Genomic DNA, 18,147 nt, shown 5'->3' with positions numbered 1-18,147 from the left:
CGAAATGAAAAAAGCAGTTGTAGTATTTAGTGGTGGTCAAGATTCCACTACATGTCTCGTGCAGGCACTTAAGAATTTTGATGAAGTACATGCGATCACTTTCGATTACGGTCAGCGCCACAAGCTGGAAATTGAGGTGGCTCAAGACCTTGCAAAAGAGCTAGGCGTTAAAGCGCATAAAGTGATGGATGTGGGCTTGCTGAACGAACTCGCCATTAGCTCATTGACTCGTGATGACATTCCGGTCTCACATGAGCTGCAGGAAAATGGTCTACCTAACTCATTCGTCCCTGGCCGTAACATTCTTTTTCTGACTCTAGCGGGTATTTACGCGTATCAAATTGGTGCTCAGGCTGTGATTACTGGCGTGTGTGAGACGGACTTCTCAGGCTATCCTGATTGCCGCAATGATTTCGTTAAAGCGATGAGCAGTGCCTTGGTTCAAGGTATGGATCGCAATCTAGACATTGTTACGCCGCTGATGTGGCTAAATAAGGCGGAAACTTGGGCTCTGGCTGACCAATACGATGCACTGCAGTTGGTGAGAGAAAAAACACTGACGTGTTACAACGGCGTTATCGGTGATGGTTGTGGAGATTGCCCAGCGTGTGATTTAAGAAAAGCGGGTTTGAATGATTACATCGACAATCGAGAAGCCGTTATGGCCTCGTTAGTCAGCAAGCAAAGTAGTGAAGCGTAAAGTTTCTCTAAGATCGCTAATACAAAAACGCCCTCAAATGAGGGCGTTTTTCTAATCAGGAGTTATTAATCCAGATACATTTTTGCAAGCTCAGACGGCTCAAGCTCTTTGCCTTCTAGCTGCGCATTCCAGTTTGTTCCAACTAAAACGCCATCTTCCGCTAGTGTTAGTAGCCAGTCTTCAACGAAGATATCTAGTGGGATTTCCAAAACCTCAAAATCTGACCACTCTTCCACGTTATGTGCTTGAGCGTCTTCCTTAGAAGACCAGAATGGCATGACTTCGCTGTTTTCAAATTCCGTAGAGTCACAAGACAGCCAACCTTCTTCATTGCGAAGGCCCCAAACCAAGCTATTTGCTTTGGTTTCTGATACGAATAGCTCTAGGTTAGCCTGAATATCAGCAGTTAATTTGCTCATAGGATTTATCTCATAAGTAGAATCGCGGTTAGGGTAACACTCTTACTATGAAAGCTAAATAAAAATGGGCACATTGAGTGCCCATTCGATATGTATGAGTGACACTTTAGCGGGATTTCTTGGTGAAAATCGTCCATTCCTTTTTAAAGTTGCCTTTGTGTCCTACCACAGTCGCGACCACTTTACGGTTTTTAGCGTGAGTGATTTCATCGTCACCCAAATCATCTAGATTAGTATCTCCGAAACCGACGATCTTAATCCTTGTATGACTTACGCCGTTATTAATCAAGGCTGACTCGACTTCCTGTGCGCGCTCTTTGGAAAGCTCCATATTGTGGGTACGGTTGCCAACTTTACTCGCATACCCTTGTAGTTCGATAGACGTTGATGGGTATACCTCTAAGAAATCGGCCATTTCTCGGATTTGAGTTAGGAATACAGGTTGAATGTCACTTGAGTCATTTTCGAACAAAATGTGAAGATCCATTTCTTCTTCTGACTTAACGTATGTACCACACCCATCGTTATCAATGTTGGCACCGAGTGGAGTATCTGGGCACAAATCTCGTGCGTTGATAACACCATCTTTATCATCGTCATATAGATCTGACAGTTGATTGGCTACGGGAGTTTCACGATAGCTGTAGATATCTTCAGCATATGTAGCTGCTGAAAATGCCAGAGCGATGATAGCTGTAGAAATAATCGACTTTTTCATATTAGTACTCAACCACTTTGTTCCAATCTTCAGGCGTGTCAACACGAAGTGCTGTTAGCAATCCACCCGTAGCATTCATAACCCGGTACTTGGCATACTGCTCATCGTATTTGGCATCTAGGTAATCTTTACGTGCTTCGAACAGCTCGTTTTCAGTGTTGAGGAGGTCGAGAAGAGTGCGCTTGCCAAGCTTGTATTGTTTTTCGTAAGCAATAACAGTATCGGATGCCGAGTCTACGTGGTCAGCAAGAAATTCTTTTTGCTGTAGAGTTAGGTCAAGAGCACTCCAAGACAAACGCAGGCCTTCTTCAAGGCTACGGAATGTACGGTCACGAAAATCTTTCGCTTTATTCAACTGATACGCTGCACTTTCGGTACGATCAGAATCAGAGCCTCCATTATACAAGTTATAGCGCATACGCAGCATGGCAGAAGATTCGTTGCTACTACCTTGTATACCTCCAGCATCATCACGCCATATTTGGTTTGCCTCAATAGAGAGAGTTGGGTAGTTGACACCTTTTGACTGTTGATATTGAAAACGAGCTGAATCTACGTCCGCTTGTGCAATCTTAACTACTGGGTGATTCTTAACTGCAATATCAAGGGCTTCATCGATAGAGAATGGAATGGCATTTTCGTCTGCTCTAGGGAAAATAAGTCCTTGTGGTGCCTGGCCGACAATTCTTTTGAACTGAGTGTGGACGTCATAAAGGTTATTTTGCGCAGCCAGTAGATTACCATGAGCTTTCGCTAAGCGGGCCTCCACTTGTGATAGGTCTGCGGTTGAACCTATTCCTGATTCGACCCGTTTCTTGATATCACTGTAAATCTCTTTATGAACCGCTAAATTGCTTTCTGAAAGCGCTAGCACTTCGTGAGCTTTGGTCGCATCGAGGTAAATCTTTGTTACTTCGAGAGCGATGTCTTGAGAATCGGCGAGTAGTTGGAATCGAACGGATTCAGCGTCAGCTGCGGTTCTATCCATGTTGTTCAACGTGGCAGAGCCATCCCATATAAGCTGTGTCAGACTTAATGTTGCTTCTTTACGAGTCAGTTCATCTTCTGTTCCCGATGCTAAGTCGACTTGTTCATAGCCAATGCCTGCATCGAGATCGATCGATGGCAAATAAGCACCTGATGATGCTTCGGCATCGTAAAGTTTGCTCATGTACTCATTATAAGAGGCTTTAACGTTTGGGTTATTAGCAATTGTAAGGGCGACAGCTTGTTCTAAGGTTTGGCTTTGTACTGGGAAAGCGAACGCGGTAGCGATGCTCAACAGTTTAATCCGGTTCCATTTCACTATGGGGGCTCCTCGGGTACATCTTGTTCGAGGGATATTACTCAATTGTTCGATCTCATTTTTGAGAATTATCCATCTGTAGCGTGAATAAAGTAACACTATACTCAGAATGATGACTAACATCACTTTCTATGTTGCTGTACTAACTCGTTAACAAAATGTATCCCATGGATTATGATGGCTTGCTAACGTCGTCAATAAACTCACTGGAGCTGGCACCAGCCAATGCAGTATCACGAGTAACGATTTGACCAACCTACTTAACGGCATCATAAAATCGTACGATTAAAAAAGGGCCGTAAGGCCCTTTTCTGCTAATGAGTTTGTCTGCTTAGATGACTTTACAAGCAAAACCTTTAAGGTAAAAGCCTTCCGGGTAAGCGGTATCAGTAGGGTGATCCGCCGCTTGCTCAAAGCGCTCGACAAACTTGACCTTTCTACCCGCATCGACTGCAGCATCCGCAATGATTTTCTGGAATAGAACTTGGTCCATCAGGCCTGAGCACGAATACGTCAGCAGGGTACCACCGGGTTTTAGAATCTGCATCGCCAACATGTTGATGTCTTTGTAGCCGCGACATGCACCATTGAGCTGAGCTTTACTTTCTGCAAACTTTGGTGGATCCATGATGACCACATCAAACTGGGTGCCTTGATCGCGATATTCACGTAGCAACTTAAACACGTCAGCATTGAGGAATACAGCTCGTTTCTTAGAGATATCAAACTCGTTTAGTTCGGCATTGAGTTTTGCTGTGTCTAGTGCTGGCTGAGAAACATCCGCGTTAATCACACGCTTTGCTTCACCTTTTAACGCATATAAGCCAAATCCACCGGTGTAAGAGAAGCAGTTAAGTACTTCTTTGTTTTTCACGTATTTCATCGCTTGTTGGCGGCTGTCACGCTGATCTAAGTAGAAACCTGTTTTATGTCCGCCAACGATGTCGACACTGATCTTGACACCATTTTCCTCAATGACAACAGACTTGGGTGGCACTTCACCGTGTAAAACACCAGTGCGTTCTTCTAAGCCTTCCTTCTTACGTACCGCTACGTCTGAGCGTTCATAAATGTTGCACTGCGGGAATACTTTTAGGAGAGCGTTTATCAGTGACTGCTTCTGGAACTCTGCGCCTGCACTTAGGAGCTGACAAACGAGGTAGTCTTGGTATTTATCGATGGTAATACCAGGCAGACCATCTGACTCTGCTGCGATCAATCGATAACCTGTGAGACCATCACGCTCAATCACGTCTTGACGGAGCAGTAGCGCGTCTCGAATACGCTTAACAAAGAAGTCTTCATTTATATCGGTTTTCTCAAAGCTCCAAACGCGAGCACGAATTTGAGAATGGGGAGAATAAGCGCCTTTTGCCAACCATTTTCCATCATGAGTAAAGATATCCACGGTTTCACCTAATGAAGGTTCGCCTTCCACTTTTCGAATACCACGAGAAAAAATCCATGGGTGTCGACGTCTTAGGGATTTATCGCGGCCCTTTTCAAGGTAAATAGCTGGAGTCATGTGTTTACTCAATAGGTTGGTTTTGGAAGGCTGGGTATTTTCAGGGAAGTAGGAGTGAAAAGCAAATAAAAGAGCCGCCTGTCAGGCGGCTCAATGCATTAAGCTCTAAGCCCGGTGAGTAAGTTCTCCATTGAATCACTCTGATTACGAAGCTGTTCAATATTGCTGTTGGTCGCGTTGATCATTTCATAGACTTGATTGGACTGAGTACGAACTTCTTCCACACTAGCGGCAATGCTGTCTGCAACGACACCTTGTTCTTCAGCTGCGGTAGCAATTTGAACACTGGCATCAGATATAGCTTGGTTCTTGTCTGCCAAGGATGCGATTTCTGTATTCACCTCTGACATCAATGTTTGGCCCTCGCTAGAGTTCACCACGGTAGTTTCCATCAGTTTTGTCAAAGACTGACTGTTGCGCTGTAAGGCTTCGATCATAGATTGAATTTCAACGGTAGATTGTTGAGTTCTTGCTGCTAATGCTCGTACTTCATCGGCAACAACGGCAAAACCTCTGCCTTGTTCTCCCGCTCGAGCAGCTTCGATGGCCGCGTTGAGTGCTAGTAGGTTCGTTTGCTCAGAGATACCGTTAATAGCGGTGACCACCTCGTCGATTTGGGCGGCATTAGCATCAAGTTCGGCAACCGCTTGTGAAGCTGACTGAACTTCGTTGGAAAGTTGGGAAATAGAGGCTAACGTGTGTCCAACTTTCTGTTGCCCTTGTTGAGCAACAGAACGCGCGTTTTCAGTTTGCGTGCTGGAGTCATGAGCTAGGTTTGCGACTTCACGAATGGTGGAAGCCATTTCTTCCGTGGCACTTGCCAGTGAATTCAGGTGTTCCTGTTGAGTGCCGGAAATTTCAGCACTGTGCTGGTTAGATTGATTAAGTTCTGAGCTTATTTGTTGCATTAACGCTACTGACTCTTGAATGGAGAGCACCAGCGATTGTTCACGCTCTGCGACTTTGTCTATGGTGATCGCGATTTCACTGAATTCATCGCGAACCTTGAAAAAGTTCATTCGACTCGTCAAATCACCATCTGCCAGAGTGCTGAGTGCCTTGTTCATTGTAAACATAGCTCCGCCAATAAAGGTCATGATGTAGTAGACCCCCAATGCAATAAGAGACAGTGTAACCAGAACAACGACGATATGGGTTGTAGAAAGAGCTGACCATAGATTGATGCTTGGCTTAGCAACGATGCTAAAAGCACCATTGTTTATATTGATAGCGCTAGGTCCATTACCAAGAGCGATGGTTTCAGAACTGGCTAATAAGCTAGCGACCTGACTTTGAGTGAGATTCCCTGCTTCTATTAGATTTTTTATCAAAACTAGTTCATCTTGATATAAGTGAGTTAGCATTTGATCTGCGGCATTATCGAAAACGAAGGTGAGAACGAGTAGTGCGATAACGGGAAGGAAAAATAGGAGGTAGAATTTTTCCTGTATCTTTAAATGAATGAGATATTTATCAATCCAGCGAAATGGTATTTCTTTCATAATGGCAATTTCCGATGAAACCCCGTAGTTCCTTATGGGGCGTAAAACATACCAAGCGAATATATCACGGACCTTGTCTTGAGGAATGAGTAATGAATCAAAAGTGCGAGAAGTTCACAGTGTCAGGTGTTGTGCAAGGAGTTGGTTTTCGTTATCACACCTCTCACTATGGCATGAAATTGGGTTTAACAGGTTATGCGAAGAACTTAAATAATGGAGATGTTGAAGTGGTGGTGTGTGGCAATGAAGAACAAATCGCCGACATGGCAAAGTGGTTGGAAGATGGCCCTAAGACATCACATGTTGATTCAGTAGTCTCAGAGCCAATGTCTTTTAAACCGTTTAGCGGATTCAAAATTCTTTGATATTTACAAACATTTCGCGGGTTTTGGTAAGCCTGCGAGTTTGGTTGCCTGTTTCGCAGGGCCTTGCTTAAACAGCTTAAAAAGGTATTTACTATTACCTTTCTCTGGACCATGCGCTTTTTCCATGGCTTTCACTAGCATTCTCACCGCTGGGGATGTGTTGAACTCCTCATAAAACTCTCGAACAAAATGGACAACTTCCAAATGAGCTTCAGTCAGTTCGATACCTTCTTGCTCTGCAAGGATTTGAATCATGCCTTCTTCCCACTGAGTATGATCAAGTAGGTAACCCTGTGCATCAGTTTCGATTGATTTACCGTTGTATTCAAACATTGTTGTAGGTCTCAAAAATCAGATATGGGATAGGGTAGCGCAGCTTAGGTTGGGACAACAATATGTAAGAAAAGAAAAAGCCCGGAAGTTTCATCTTCCGGGCATTATTTAATTAACTTAAGTCTATGAATTAATCGTCATTCATGATGCCTAGGATGCTAAGTAGGCTAGTAAACAGGTTCAGAATATTTAGATACATTGAGATAGTCGCACTAACGTAGTTAGTTTCTTCGCCACGCACAATACGGCTAGTGTCATACAGAATAAAACCTGAGAATACTAAAGCCGACATGCTACTGATCGCTAGCTGACCGATTGTAGAACCAACAAAGATATTGATTATTGCAGCGACGATAACAATGATAAGCCCTGCGATCAGGAAGTTACGCATGAAAGAAAAGTCTTTTTTGCTACTGATTGTGTACGCTGAAAGACCAAGGAACACCATACCCGTCAGACCAAGGGCTTGTGCAATGATTGAAGGACCATTAGCAATGGATGCGTAATAAGTGAGCATTGGGCCAAGAGCACCGCCCATTAATGTTGTAAAAACAAACGTCCAAACAATACCCATTGATGAGTTGATACTTCTAGGTAGTGCAAAGAATAGAATACCAATAGCCGCGACTTGCATAACAATAGCCATGATTGGAGAAATACCAATCGCCATCGTTGCTATTGCTGCAATGGCACTTGTTACTAGTGTCATAGACAATAAGAAATAAGTGTTTTTCAGTGTCTTATTGATCTCAAGTGTGCTAGGAGCGCTTGTAGAACGTGTAAACATAGGGCTGTTCATAATCTTCCTCGTAAGGTTTTATGTTTATATCTACATTTATGAGGGCGAACAGTGAAAAAATCAAGCCCTGCTAATGCATGCAGTAGAGTAAATAATAATTGAATTACAAAGCGATGTATTTTGAAAGATGTAACACAATATAACAAATAAAAAGAGGCGATCTTAATCGCCTCTTTAAAAATTTGCTCTTCTTTCTTAGTGACTTAAGATTTGAGCAAGGAAGTTTTGCGTTCGATCAGACTGAGGGTTTTCAAAGAAATCGACAGGATTGTTCTCTTCAATTATCTCTCCCGCATCCATAAAGATAACTCGGTCAGCCACTTCTTTCGCAAAACCCATCTCGTGAGTCACGCAGAGCATGGTCATCCCTTCTTCAGCGAGCTCGACCATAACATCCAGTACTTCACGTACCATTTCAGGGTCAAGTGCGGACGTTGGTTCATCAAACAGCATCACTTGTGGGCTCATGCATAGTGATCGAGCGATAGCCACACGTTGCTGTTGACCACCAGATAGCTGACCAGGGTATTTCTCCGCTTGATCAGGGATCTTCACTCGCTCCAAGTACTTCATTGCGACTTTTTTCGCTTCGTCTTTTGGCATCTTTTTCACCCATATAGGCGCCAAAGTACAGTTTTCCAGAACCGTCAGATGAGGGAAGAGGTTGAAGTGCTGGAAACACATACCCACTTCGCGTCGAACCGCTTCGATGTTCTTCAAATCTTCGGTCAACTCGTTGCCAGAAACGATAATTTGCCCTTGCTGATGTTCTTCAAGACGGTTGATACAGCGAATCATGGTGGATTTACCAGAACCAGAAGGGCCACAAATTACGATCTTTTCGCCTTTTTTAACATCGAGGTTGATGTTTTTCAGTACGTGAAACTCACCGTACCACTTGTTCATATCCTTAATTTGGATCATGTGTTCTTGTTGTTGCGTCATAATACGTCCTTGAGCTTTCTGATTATCGTTTGTGACCGGTATGAAGTTTGTTCTCTAGCCATATCGAATATCTCGACATGCCGAAACAAAATACCCAGAACACTAACGCGACAAATACATAACTTTCTGTTGCAAACCCAAGCCATTCTGGGTCAGTGTTTGCTGCTTGGCCGATTCCTAGTACATCAAACATACCAATAATTAGTACTAGACTGGTGTCTTTAAACAGCCCAATAAAGGTATTTACAATGGATGGAATGGTAATCTTCAATGCTTGAGGAAGAACAATCAAGCCCATTTTCTTCCAGTAACTTAGCCCTAATGCATCAGCCGCCTCATATTGGCCTTTAGGGATTGCCTGTAAGCCACCACGTACCACCTCAGCCATGTACGCAGCACTAAACATAACCACACCAATTAAAGCGCGAATAAGTTTGTCGGTTTCAGAGCCTTCCGCAAGAAACAGTGGAAGCATTACTGATGCCATGAAAAGAACCGTGATCAGCGGTACGCCACGCCAAATCTCTATGTAGACGGTACAGATGCTTCGAATGATTGGCATTTCAGAACGTCGACCCAGCGCCAGTGCTACACCAATAGGGAGAGACACAACAATACCGACAAGCGCTATGATTAGCGTAACCAGCAATCCGCCCCATTTGTGTGTTTCTACCACTTCTAGCCCAAATACGCCACCGTACAGCAGTGCAGCGATAATGAATGGGTAAATGTTGACGAAAAACAGCCATATCCACAAACGTTTTGGAGTCTTCTCGTAGGCTAACAATACTGTAAAGATTGCTAACGTAATGTAAAAAAGGCGAGGGCGCCAAAGCTCTTCTTGAGGGTAGAATCCGTACATGAACTGTTCCCAGCGTACACTGATAAATACCCAACAAGCGCCATCACGCGAACAGGCATCACGTGTGGTTCCGACCCAGTCGGCTTTTAAAATTCCCCAATCGAAAACAGTCCATAACAGTGATAAGGCAAGATAGGCCAAAATCACGGTCAGGATCGAATTTACTGGGCCATTAAACAGGTTTTTACGTAGCCAGCCTACAACACCCACCGTATTAGCTGGTGGTGGTAGATCTGGCTGAAATTGATGTATCTTCATGCTATCTCTCCACCAAAGCAACTTTACGGTTGTAGATATTCATCAGAGCAGAAGTAATTAAGCTCAATGATAGGTATACCGCCATGGTCATTGCGATAATTTCAATCGCCTGGCCAGTTTGGTTAAGAGTTGTACCAGCAAATACGGAGACCAAATCTGGGTAACCAATGGCCATCGCCAATGATGAGTTTTTGGTTAAGTTCAGATACTGACTGGTCAAAGGTGGAATAATGATTCTCAACGCCTGAGGAACAATAACCAGTTTCAACGTTCTAGAACGAGGGAGGCCAAGAGACATCGCGGCTTCAGTTTGACCGTGGCTGACGGCATTAATGCCTGAACGAACAATCTCTGCAATGAAAGACGCAGTATAAATACTTAACGCAAGCAATAAAGCAGCAAGTTCAGGGATGATGCTGACACCACCTTTAAAGTTGAAGCCTTTCAGCTCTGGATATTCTGCCGAAATTGGCGAACCCATAATGAAATAGACAACAATCGGAAGCACAAACACTAAGGCAAGCGCAATACGACCCATTGGTGTTTGTTGGCCTGTTAAGCGCTGTTTGTTGCGAGCCCAAATGCCAATAAAGATGGTCGCAATAATACCAATAACCAGAGACGCAATCACCACGGATGACCCAGCTTCAAAGATTGGAGCAGGGAAGTACAAACCTCGAACATTTAAGAAGATAGCTTCACCAAGGCTCAAACTTTGTCTAGCAGAAGGTAACGCCTGCAGAACGGCAAAGTACCAGAAGAAGATTTGCAGAAGTAGGGGGATGTTGCGGAACGTTTCGATATATACGGCTGCCAGTCTGCTCACCAACCAGTTGGATGAAAGGCGGGCAATACCCATAACAAACCCAATAACAGTCGCAAGTATAATGCCGAGCACGGATACTAGGGCTGTGTTGAGTAGGCCAACGATGAAAGTGCGGCCATAAGAGAAGGTTTCATCATATTCAATCAGCGTTAGGCCAATCCCAAAGCCAGCTTCTTGCGTCAGAAATCCAAAACCTGTGGCGATACCGCGTGCCTCCAAGTTTGTCAGTGCATTGTTTACAATAGTGTAAAAGAAAAAGATCAGTGCAAGTATTGCGATAATCTGAAATACGACTGATCGAAAGGTGGGATTGTAAAAAAGGCTAGCGTTAGAAGTCGGTCCGTTATCCGCCTTCGACGCAACAGTATTAGTAGGTTTCATACAGCTATAACCTCAAATCCATTTTTGTAAAAAGGGCGGCTTACACCGCCCATTTTGTTGTAATGTATTGCTTAACGGATTGGTGGAGCGTACATAAAGCCGCCCGCATTCCATAGTGCGTTTACACCACGTGAGATTTGTAGTGGAGAGCCCTTACCTACAGTACGTTCAAAGCTTTCACCGTAGTTACCAACTTGTTTGATTACCTGGTAACCCCAGTCATCGCGGATACCAAGGCCTTTACCCTTAGGACCATCCACACCCAAAATACGTTTTACATTCGGATCTTTAGATTTTAGCATCTCGTCAGCATTTTTAGAGGAAATACCATATTCTTCAGCATTCACCATCGCCGAAAGTGTCCACTTGGCAATGTTGAACCATTGATCATCACCTTGACGTACCACTGGGCCTAGTGGTTCTTTAGAGATAATTTCAGGAAGAACTTCTGCTGAGCTTGGATCTTGAAGATTCAGGCGAAGGGCATACAGACCAGATTGGTCGGTGGTTAGGACATCACAACGACCTGCATCAAAACCTTTTGAAGTTTGAGCTGCTGTATCAAATACAACGGGTTTGTATGACATACCATTGTTGCGGAAGTAATCCGCAAGGTTTAGTTCAGTGGTGGTACCGGACTGAACACATACAGATGCACCGTCAAGTTCCTTCGCGCTCTTCAGCCCCAAGTCTTTCTTGACCATGAAACCTTGACCGTCGTAGTAATTGACGCCTACGAAGTTCAGACCCAATGCTGTATCACGGTGTAGAGTCCACGTAGTGTTACGAGACAGCACATCAATTTCACCAGACTGTAGTGCAGTGAAACGTTCTTTTGCAGTGAGGGGCACATACTTGACTTTAGATTTATCACCAAGAACAGCGGCTGCAAGAGCTTGACAGTATTCAACGTCAATACCTTCCCATTCGCCTTTTGAGTTTGGGTTAGAGAATCCTGGTAGACCGGTACTTACACCACAAGTTAGGAAACCCTGCTTAGTCACTTTATCCAAAGTGCTATCTGCTGCAAAAGCGCTCGTAGACATTAGAGCAGTAGAAGCCGCTACTACAGAAGCAAGAAGTGTTAGTTTGTTCGCCATTTGTATCCTTCCTGTATGATCCATGTTAAACCAGGTAACACCTGATACAACGAATGAAAAAATTGTTGTGTTTCAATAGTTATTGGCTGATTACTCAAATTTGAGTTGTATATAAATCAACCGTTTATAAGAGTAGGAAAGGATCTGTAAATTCTCAAATATATAATTTAAAAAGATTTATTAAACGAATCTACGAATCCAACCTGTGAATAGAATGACCAAATGTTACACGAATGTAAATAGTGCAAGACTTCACACTAATGGTGCAAACATAGAGACTCTCTATAAGTTAGTGTTTACACAATATTTACATTTCGTACATTGAGTTAGGATTAAAATATAATTCTATAAATAACATTAAATTTGGTGATAAATTATACGTTTCGCATTGTTGGGTTTATCGATGTGCCCCATTTTTGGTAGTATCGTCTGTATAGGTCGTAACATTGCTCAAGGATAAAAATGCAGTATTTTCCTCTGTTTATGAATCTCACCGACAAACCCGTTCTGGTTGTGGGGGGAGGAGAGGTTGCTTGTCGAAAAGTAGACAGCCTGATTCGTGCGGGGGCGGAAGTCACCATAGTGTCGCCCAATATTGAGCCTTATCTACAAAAACTTGCCGAAAATGACGAGTGTTTGTGGGTACAGAACTTTTACTCAGAGGAACTACTAGACCGTAAATATCTACAGGTATGGGCAACGACAGACAACCCGGAGCTTAATCATCGTGTTTACCATGATGCGAAAGCGTTAGGTTTATTAGTAAATGTAGTCGATGATCAGCCATATTGTGATTTTATTACACCCTCGATGATAAATCGTGGAAGAATCCAGATTGCGATTTCGAGTGGTGGAGCTTCTCCTATTTTGGTGCGTAATATCAGAGAGCAATTTGAAGCCACTTTGCCTCAGAACTTGTCATTACTGGCTGACTTTGGAGCATCAAAGCGTACTGACATCAAACAGCGATTACCTTCGGTTGATCTGCGACGAAAGTTTTGGGAGTCGTTCTTTAATCGTCCTGAAACTGAAATGGCAACAGAGCGATCGCAGCTAGAGGACGTCTATTTAAACACGCTTGAAAATAAGCTTGAAGCCCAAGGCTCAGTCACTTGGATAGACTATGGTCATGACGTTGAACTGCTTCCTATCAAGGCATTACGAATCATGCAGCAAGCTGAACTTGTATTTTTTGATAATGCTTGTCCGTTCGAGTTTGTTGATTTGATTAGAAGGGATGCAGAAAGAAAGGAGTATCGTGATGATGTGGACTTATCAGAGAGATTAGCAACGGCAAAAAGTGAGAATTTGAGAGTGGTAATCTTAGTTGCCCCAAGTTCTTCTCAGTATAATTTGCTGAAAAGCAGCGATATGCATATTCGATTGGGTTCAGCTTGAAGCCAGAAAAAACAGAGCCCGCAGTTAGCGGGCTCTGTGAGGATTATGAATAAAAAAGTTAGTCACGAAAATTGTCGTACTGGAACGGTTGGCCGAGGTCGGCTTCGCGAATCATGGCGATGGTTGACTGGAGATCATCACGTTTTTTGCCAGTGACTCGAACCTTCTCACCTTGAATTGACGCTTGCACTTTCAGCTTGGCATCCTTAATCGCTTTAACCACTTTCTTTGCTGTCGGGGTATCAATTCCTTGTTTGAAAACAACAATTTGATGCCAGTTTTTGCCCGACGCTTCTTCCGCTTTTGCTTCCATTGCATTAACGTCAACACCACGCTTGGTTAAATGTGAACGTAAAATATCGCGCATTTGCTTTAGTTGGAAGTCACCTTCCGCATTTAAGCGTACCGATTCATCTTTCTGCATTTCGAATGACGCTTCAACACCACGGAAGTCAAAGCGAGTAGACAATTCACGAGATGCGTTATCTACTGCGTTACGAAGTTCAACCGTATCGATTTCAGATATAATATCAAAAGATGGCATTGCTCAATTTCCTTTCTTTAACCGCGTGATCTTACTGCTGATGCCAGCATATCTAGCATAGTTACAGTATCTTCCCAACTCAGACACGGATCTGTGATTGATTGTCCGTATTTGAGGTTGCTGATGTCCTTCATTGGCTGATTGCCTTCGATAATAAAGCTTTCGGCCATAATACCCGCAATCTGATTTTTACCCGATGTGATTTGTTCGCAAATATTTTGTGCGACATCAAGTTGCTTGCGGTGTTGCTTTTGGCAGTTAGCATGACTGAAATCGACAACCAGACGTGGAGGTAGATCAAACTCTGCTAATTGCTGACAAGCGGCTTCAACAGAATCAGCGTCAAAATTCGGACCTTTATCACCACCACGAAGAATCACGTGTCCGAATGGATTACCACTTGTGCGATAAACAGTCATGCGGCCATTTTTATCGGGTGAGTAGAAGTAGTGTGAAGCTTGGGACGCACGAATCGCATCGATAGCAATCTTAATGTTTCCGTTGGTGCCGTTCTTAAAGCCTACAGGACAGGATAAAGCAGAGGCCATTTCGCGGTGAATCTGTGACTCTGTAGTACGTGCACCAATGGCCCCCCAAGTAATCAAATCAGCAATATATTGACCAGTGATCATGTCGAGGAACTCAGTCGCAGTCGCTAATCCTAGCTTATTGATATCTAAAAGCAATTTACGTGCTTTATTGAGGCCCGCTTCCAGTGCGTATGACCCATCTAAATTAGGATCTGTGATTAAGCCTTTCCAACCGACAACGGTGCGCGGCTTTTCAAAATAAGTTCGCATGACAACAAACAATTCGTCTTTGTATTGTTCTTGGATACTTGCAAGACGCTCAGCGTAATCAAGAGCTGCTTCTGTGTCATGGACTGAACAAGGGCCGACGATTACCAACAGACGGTTATCTTCCCCTACAAGAATCTTTTCAATTTGACGGCGAGACTCAGCTATGCGCTCTGCGACATCTTCCGTAATTGGGTGGGCGCTTCCAAGCTCTGCCGGAGTCGGCATTGGCCCCAGTGGTTGAGTTCTTAGTTCATCGGTTTTGAGTGGCATACGACAGCCTGTTCTTTTATTGCGAAGCGGTAAAGATAACGGAAACGTCAGTAGGAATAAACCTCTTATCTGCATTCTTAGAGTGCTTATTACTCTAGAGTGAAATTTTATTCACTTATTGTCACTAAAGATGCTTTTTAACTTGTTTTAGAAGAGGACTGTCGGTATGTTCGGTGTAGAACAACACAGTAAAAATGCACGGAGCAGTAATGAGCATTAAAACTTCAGACAACTTGCATTCAGAGCTGAACATCGGCGATGCACTGCCGGGGCCAGAAAACACTTCTGATAGCCCTCATCTCTTTGTTTCTTTATCAGATTTAGCCTCAGAACATATTTTCTATCACCCATGTTATAAGACTGTGGAGTCGACTTTGGATGATGTGGAACGCAACTCTATCGAAGCGATACTGGGCAGCGCTTCTGCTGAGGATCATTTTGTAGCGACGTTAACCGAACAGGTGTTGCAAGCTATTCAACCGAACCACCAGTCAATCCGAGTTGCATTGAGCAGTGCCGATAGCTATGAACTTGGTTCTCTTCTTGGCGGCAAAGTAGAGAGCACAGAGATAAACCCGGCCTTGGGGCTTCGTGGCGTATCTCGTTATGCATCAGAGCCTTTCAATTCAGTTTTTGCTCTCGAATGTAAGGTGATTAAGACACTGCAACAGCAGGGTGTGCAAGTGGATATTGTCATCCCATTTGTTAGAGCGCTATCAGATGCTGCAAAAATCATAGATTTATTAGCTGAGCAGGGTTTACCTCGTGGGCTAAATGGTTTGAAAGTACTGTATACCGTTGATGTTCCTTCTGCTGCTCTTATGTCGGAGCGCTTACTGCACTACTTTGATGGTGTGGTCATTAACCTAGAGAACTTAGCTCAATTTACCTTAGGTGTTGACCGACTTAATGAAGAATTAGAGTACCTATTTGATCCGCAAAGTGAAGCGGTTATCGATCTTATCGATAAGTCTGTTAGAGCTGCGAATAGCAGTAGCAAGCCAATCGTTATGATCAGTAGCGGCTTAGCCAGTTATCATAAAATTCAAGATTATATGGTTGAGCATTCGAATATTGAACTTGTAGTGACGCTGTAACCAACGGTTAGGTGATACGGCTATAATTTCATAAGCAAGATGTTAACAAAGTGTTGACATCTTCTTTTGGACAGTATGAACTAGACGTACAAATAATAACATGTCGGACCAGTTTAATGCTCTCTCCACTCGCCAAAGCAAATCTATATCTCAAGCTCTTCGGATTCTTCAAAGTGCCATTGATCTGGCTATGCCGACCTACAATATTAAAACTCGACTCTCAGTCAGTTGAAATTAAAATCCCCCTCAAACGAAAAACAAAAAACCATCTAAATAGTATGTATTTTGGTGTTTTGGCTGTGGGGGCTGATGTGGCTGGCGGTTTCATGGCAATGAGCAAAGCACAAGAGCGTGGGCATAAAGTATCACTGGCATTTAAAGCCGTCGATGGACAGTTCTTGAAGCGACCAGAAAGTGATGTCCATTTCGTTTGCAACGACGGCGCGCTTATTGATCAAATGTTGGATGAAGCATTAGAAACTGGAGAACGAATCAACCAACCGGTCAAAATCACTGCGATATGCCCAAGCCTACATGGCAACGAGCCGATGGCAGAGTTTCAACTTACTCTTTCATTGAAGAGAATGGGTGGTTGATGTCATCGACCTCCATTTGTTCAATTGCCACAATCTTGTTTCGATTAAGAACAATTTTCCAACGATAATAGTTGGGCTCGCCATTGTGATTATCTTCTTTCGCGATCAGGTTGATCAGATGTCGCTTTTCAACGGATTCTTTACTGACTTGACCATTATTGAGTGTGTAAACCTTATTTGAACCTTTGTCCATTAAACGCATAAATGGTCTCATACTGAGCATCATGGACTCGCGAGTTTCTTCATAACCACTCATAAACTTGGACGTCGACATTTCTGTTTCTGAACGATAATGCAGGATTTGTTCTTCACGCTGTACAACGCGTTTTTTGCGGATTAATTGAATCCGATCGGGCAACTTGAGGATATTTTTATAATCTAACCACTCAAGCTTTTGACCGACCGCTTTATTGGTTGTAGGGTCCAAGTAGTATTTACGCCATTTAGGCCTGCCTTTACGTATCCAACGCCACATAACGTCGCGTAGATCATCTTTAAATATTTCACGTAACGCATAAACGAACGACATCAAAATGATGAAAGAAACGGTGATCTCACCCCAGTAGTCACGAGCTAGGATGGCTGTAATAGTGACGAAAACCATAACAAAGCCGGTTGCAGAGCCTTTGACAACGCGCTTCATGTTTTTCCCGAGTGATTGAGTCTTTGCTTTCAATACAACGGGATGCTCAATCAATCGACGTAGCAAACGCATTTTGTTACTAAGCCGTGTTACATCGTCACGAACACTTTCAGAGTTGTAATTGTTGAGCTTGCGGTGTGCGGCTTCTTTCTCAATAATCGCCAGTAATCGATCTTTAATGGTCTTATAATCATTGTCTCTTGGCATATGCGCAATCAACGACATGAATCGTTGACCTGTGTACCAAGAAAGGTAGTTATCAATGTTAGCGTAGTAGCGTTTGAGGCTTTCCTCGTAAGGAATTCCTCGTCTGAGTTTTTTCAGTATATCTAAAGCAAGCTCAATGACTTCATCGACTTCATCTGTCGTAATGACATCGGAATTATGCTTATTAAGCTCGTTCACTGCTTTATCTAAAGCAATCACATATTGATAAGCAAACAAACTCAAACTCACGCGATATTGAGTTGAGGATAGGCGGCCACGCTTTGCCAATCGACTGTGTACAAGCGGGAGAAGTGTTTTATCACTATAGTAGGCACGTTTTTGTACGATGGATTCGTAGTAAATCTCACTTTCTTTAAGCACATCGGGCGTTAGGCCAAGTTCGCCAGGAATGAAAAAGTAGAGGTCGAGATCTGACTTCTTAGAGGAAGCCATAGCGTGGGAAATCTTGAGAGTGATGCCGTCCTGCTTATCAACGGTGAGCAAAGAGTACTCCTGAAAAAATTATAATTATCTGGCGAAAGCATAACAGAGT

19 protein-coding genes are annotated in these 18,147 nt (G+C 43.4%); 5 read left to right on the top strand and 14 right to left on the bottom strand.

From position 1 onward, the window contains the following. The first annotated feature begins 4 nt into the window (after positions 1–4). Positions 5–700: a 7-cyano-7-deazaguanine synthase QueC gene (queC, locus tag L1D23_RS12020; RefSeq protein ID WP_239866570.1), complete on the top strand. Its 696-nt coding sequence runs from the start codon at positions 5–7 to the stop codon at positions 698–700. Between the two features lie 65 nt (positions 701–765). Here the strand turns inward: queC and L1D23_RS12015 are convergent, their stop codons facing one another. From L1D23_RS12015 to L1D23_RS11995, 5 genes are all read right to left on the bottom strand, one after another. Continuing rightward, on the bottom strand, positions 766–1,119 hold the full coding sequence (locus L1D23_RS12015; protein WP_019278084.1) for a DUF2750 domain-containing protein: 354 nt from the start codon (positions 1,117–1,119) through the stop codon (positions 766–768). Positions 1,120–1,225: 106 nt separating this feature from the next. Then, positions 1,226–1,837 carry an OmpA family protein gene (locus L1D23_RS12010; protein ID WP_239866568.1) on the bottom strand — a complete coding sequence of 204 codons (612 nt, stop codon included), beginning with the start codon at positions 1,835–1,837 and terminating at the stop codon, positions 1,226–1,228. Between the two features lies 1 nt (position 1,838). Then, a complete protein-coding gene (locus L1D23_RS12005; protein ID WP_239866566.1) occupies positions 1,839–3,143 on the bottom strand; it encodes a TolC family outer membrane protein in 1,305 nt (434 codons plus the stop codon). 331 nt (positions 3,144–3,474) lie between these two features. Continuing rightward, positions 3,475–4,668: a class I SAM-dependent methyltransferase gene (locus L1D23_RS12000; protein ID WP_239866564.1), complete on the bottom strand. Its 1,194-nt coding sequence runs from the start codon at positions 4,666–4,668 to the stop codon at positions 3,475–3,477. 98 nt (positions 4,669–4,766) lie between these two features. Continuing rightward, positions 4,767–6,170 (bottom strand): methyl-accepting chemotaxis protein, encoded by a 1,404-nt coding sequence (locus L1D23_RS11995; protein WP_239866562.1) that lies wholly within the window; start codon positions 6,168–6,170, stop codon positions 4,767–4,769. 92 nt (positions 6,171–6,262) lie between these two features. Here L1D23_RS11995 and yccX point away from each other — a divergent pair, with 92 nt between their 5' ends. Further along, entirely contained in the window at positions 6,263–6,535 is a 273-nt protein-coding gene (gene yccX / locus L1D23_RS11990; RefSeq protein ID WP_239866560.1) for an acylphosphatase, read from the top strand. Positions 6,536–6,538: 3 nt separating this feature from the next. Here the strand turns inward: yccX and L1D23_RS11985 are convergent, their stop codons facing one another. The 6 genes from L1D23_RS11985 to L1D23_RS11960 all read right to left on the bottom strand — a co-directional run bounded on the left by L1D23_RS11985 (position 6,539) and on the right by L1D23_RS11960 (position 12,039). Next, complete coding sequence (locus L1D23_RS11985) at positions 6,539–6,868, bottom strand: TusE/DsrC/DsvC family sulfur relay protein (protein ID WP_006962117.1); 330 nt, start codon at positions 6,866–6,868, stop codon at positions 6,539–6,541. A gap of 130 nt (positions 6,869–6,998) precedes the next feature. Continuing rightward, positions 6,999–7,667, bottom strand: a complete 669-nt coding sequence (locus tag L1D23_RS11980) for a Bax inhibitor-1/YccA family protein (protein WP_239836443.1) — start codon at positions 7,665–7,667, stop codon at positions 6,999–7,001. A 195-nt stretch (positions 7,668–7,862) separates the two neighbouring features. Continuing rightward, positions 7,863–8,612 carry an amino acid ABC transporter ATP-binding protein gene (locus tag L1D23_RS11975; RefSeq protein ID WP_239836442.1) on the bottom strand — a complete coding sequence of 250 codons (750 nt, stop codon included), beginning with the start codon at positions 8,610–8,612 and terminating at the stop codon, positions 7,863–7,865. Between the two features lie 22 nt (positions 8,613–8,634). After that, the gene (locus L1D23_RS11970) at positions 8,635–9,732 is read right to left on the bottom strand and encodes an amino acid ABC transporter permease (RefSeq protein WP_239836441.1); all 1,098 of its coding nucleotides are present in this window, start codon (positions 9,730–9,732) and stop codon (positions 8,635–8,637) included. A gap of 1 nt (position 9,733) precedes the next feature. Next, complete coding sequence (locus L1D23_RS11965; protein WP_239866558.1) at positions 9,734–10,939, bottom strand: amino acid ABC transporter permease; 1,206 nt, start codon at positions 10,937–10,939, stop codon at positions 9,734–9,736. A 71-nt stretch (positions 10,940–11,010) separates the two neighbouring features. Continuing rightward, positions 11,011–12,039 (bottom strand): amino acid ABC transporter substrate-binding protein, encoded by a 1,029-nt coding sequence (locus tag L1D23_RS11960; protein ID WP_239866556.1) that lies wholly within the window; start codon positions 12,037–12,039, stop codon positions 11,011–11,013. A 462-nt stretch (positions 12,040–12,501) separates the two neighbouring features. Between L1D23_RS11960 and L1D23_RS11955 the strand changes: the two genes are divergently transcribed. Beyond that, positions 12,502–13,437: a siroheme synthase gene (locus L1D23_RS11955; RefSeq protein WP_239866553.1), complete on the top strand. Its 936-nt coding sequence runs from the start codon at positions 12,502–12,504 to the stop codon at positions 13,435–13,437. Positions 13,438–13,495: 58 nt separating this feature from the next. On the opposite strand, the gene L1D23_RS11950 is transcribed toward L1D23_RS11955, so the two are convergent. After that, positions 13,496–13,981 (bottom strand): YajQ family cyclic di-GMP-binding protein, encoded by a 486-nt coding sequence (locus tag L1D23_RS11950; protein ID WP_006962125.1) that lies wholly within the window; start codon positions 13,979–13,981, stop codon positions 13,496–13,498. A 17-nt stretch (positions 13,982–13,998) separates the two neighbouring features. Further along, the gene (locus tag L1D23_RS11945) at positions 13,999–15,051 is read right to left on the bottom strand and encodes a 3-deoxy-7-phosphoheptulonate synthase (protein ID WP_239866782.1); all 1,053 of its coding nucleotides are present in this window, start codon (positions 15,049–15,051) and stop codon (positions 13,999–14,001) included. 209 nt (positions 15,052–15,260) lie between these two features. Here L1D23_RS11945 and L1D23_RS11940 point away from each other — a divergent pair, with 209 nt between their 5' ends. Both L1D23_RS11940 and L1D23_RS11935 read left to right on the top strand, forming a co-directional pair. Beyond that, positions 15,261–16,148, top strand: coding sequence for a putative PEP-binding protein (locus L1D23_RS11940; protein ID WP_239866551.1), 888 nt, complete (start codon positions 15,261–15,263; stop codon positions 16,146–16,148). Between the two features lie 116 nt (positions 16,149–16,264). Next, positions 16,265–16,744, top strand: a complete 480-nt coding sequence (locus L1D23_RS11935) for a DUF4442 domain-containing protein (RefSeq protein ID WP_239866550.1) — start codon at positions 16,265–16,267, stop codon at positions 16,742–16,744. On the opposite strand, the gene L1D23_RS11930 is transcribed toward L1D23_RS11935, so the two are convergent. Then, positions 16,713–18,098 carry a hypothetical protein gene (locus L1D23_RS11930; RefSeq protein WP_239866548.1) on the bottom strand — a complete coding sequence of 462 codons (1,386 nt, stop codon included), beginning with the start codon at positions 18,096–18,098 and terminating at the stop codon, positions 16,713–16,715. The two genes, L1D23_RS11935 and L1D23_RS11930, sit on opposite strands and share 32 nt — an antisense overlap. Positions 18,099–18,147 lie beyond the last annotated feature (49 nt).

This window comes from Vibrio sp. Isolate24 (genome assembly GCF_022398215.1).
Classification (GTDB): Bacteria; Pseudomonadota; Gammaproteobacteria; order Enterobacterales; family Vibrionaceae; genus Vibrio; species Vibrio coralliilyticus_A.
This window is presented reverse-complemented; position numbering and strand designations above follow the sequence as displayed.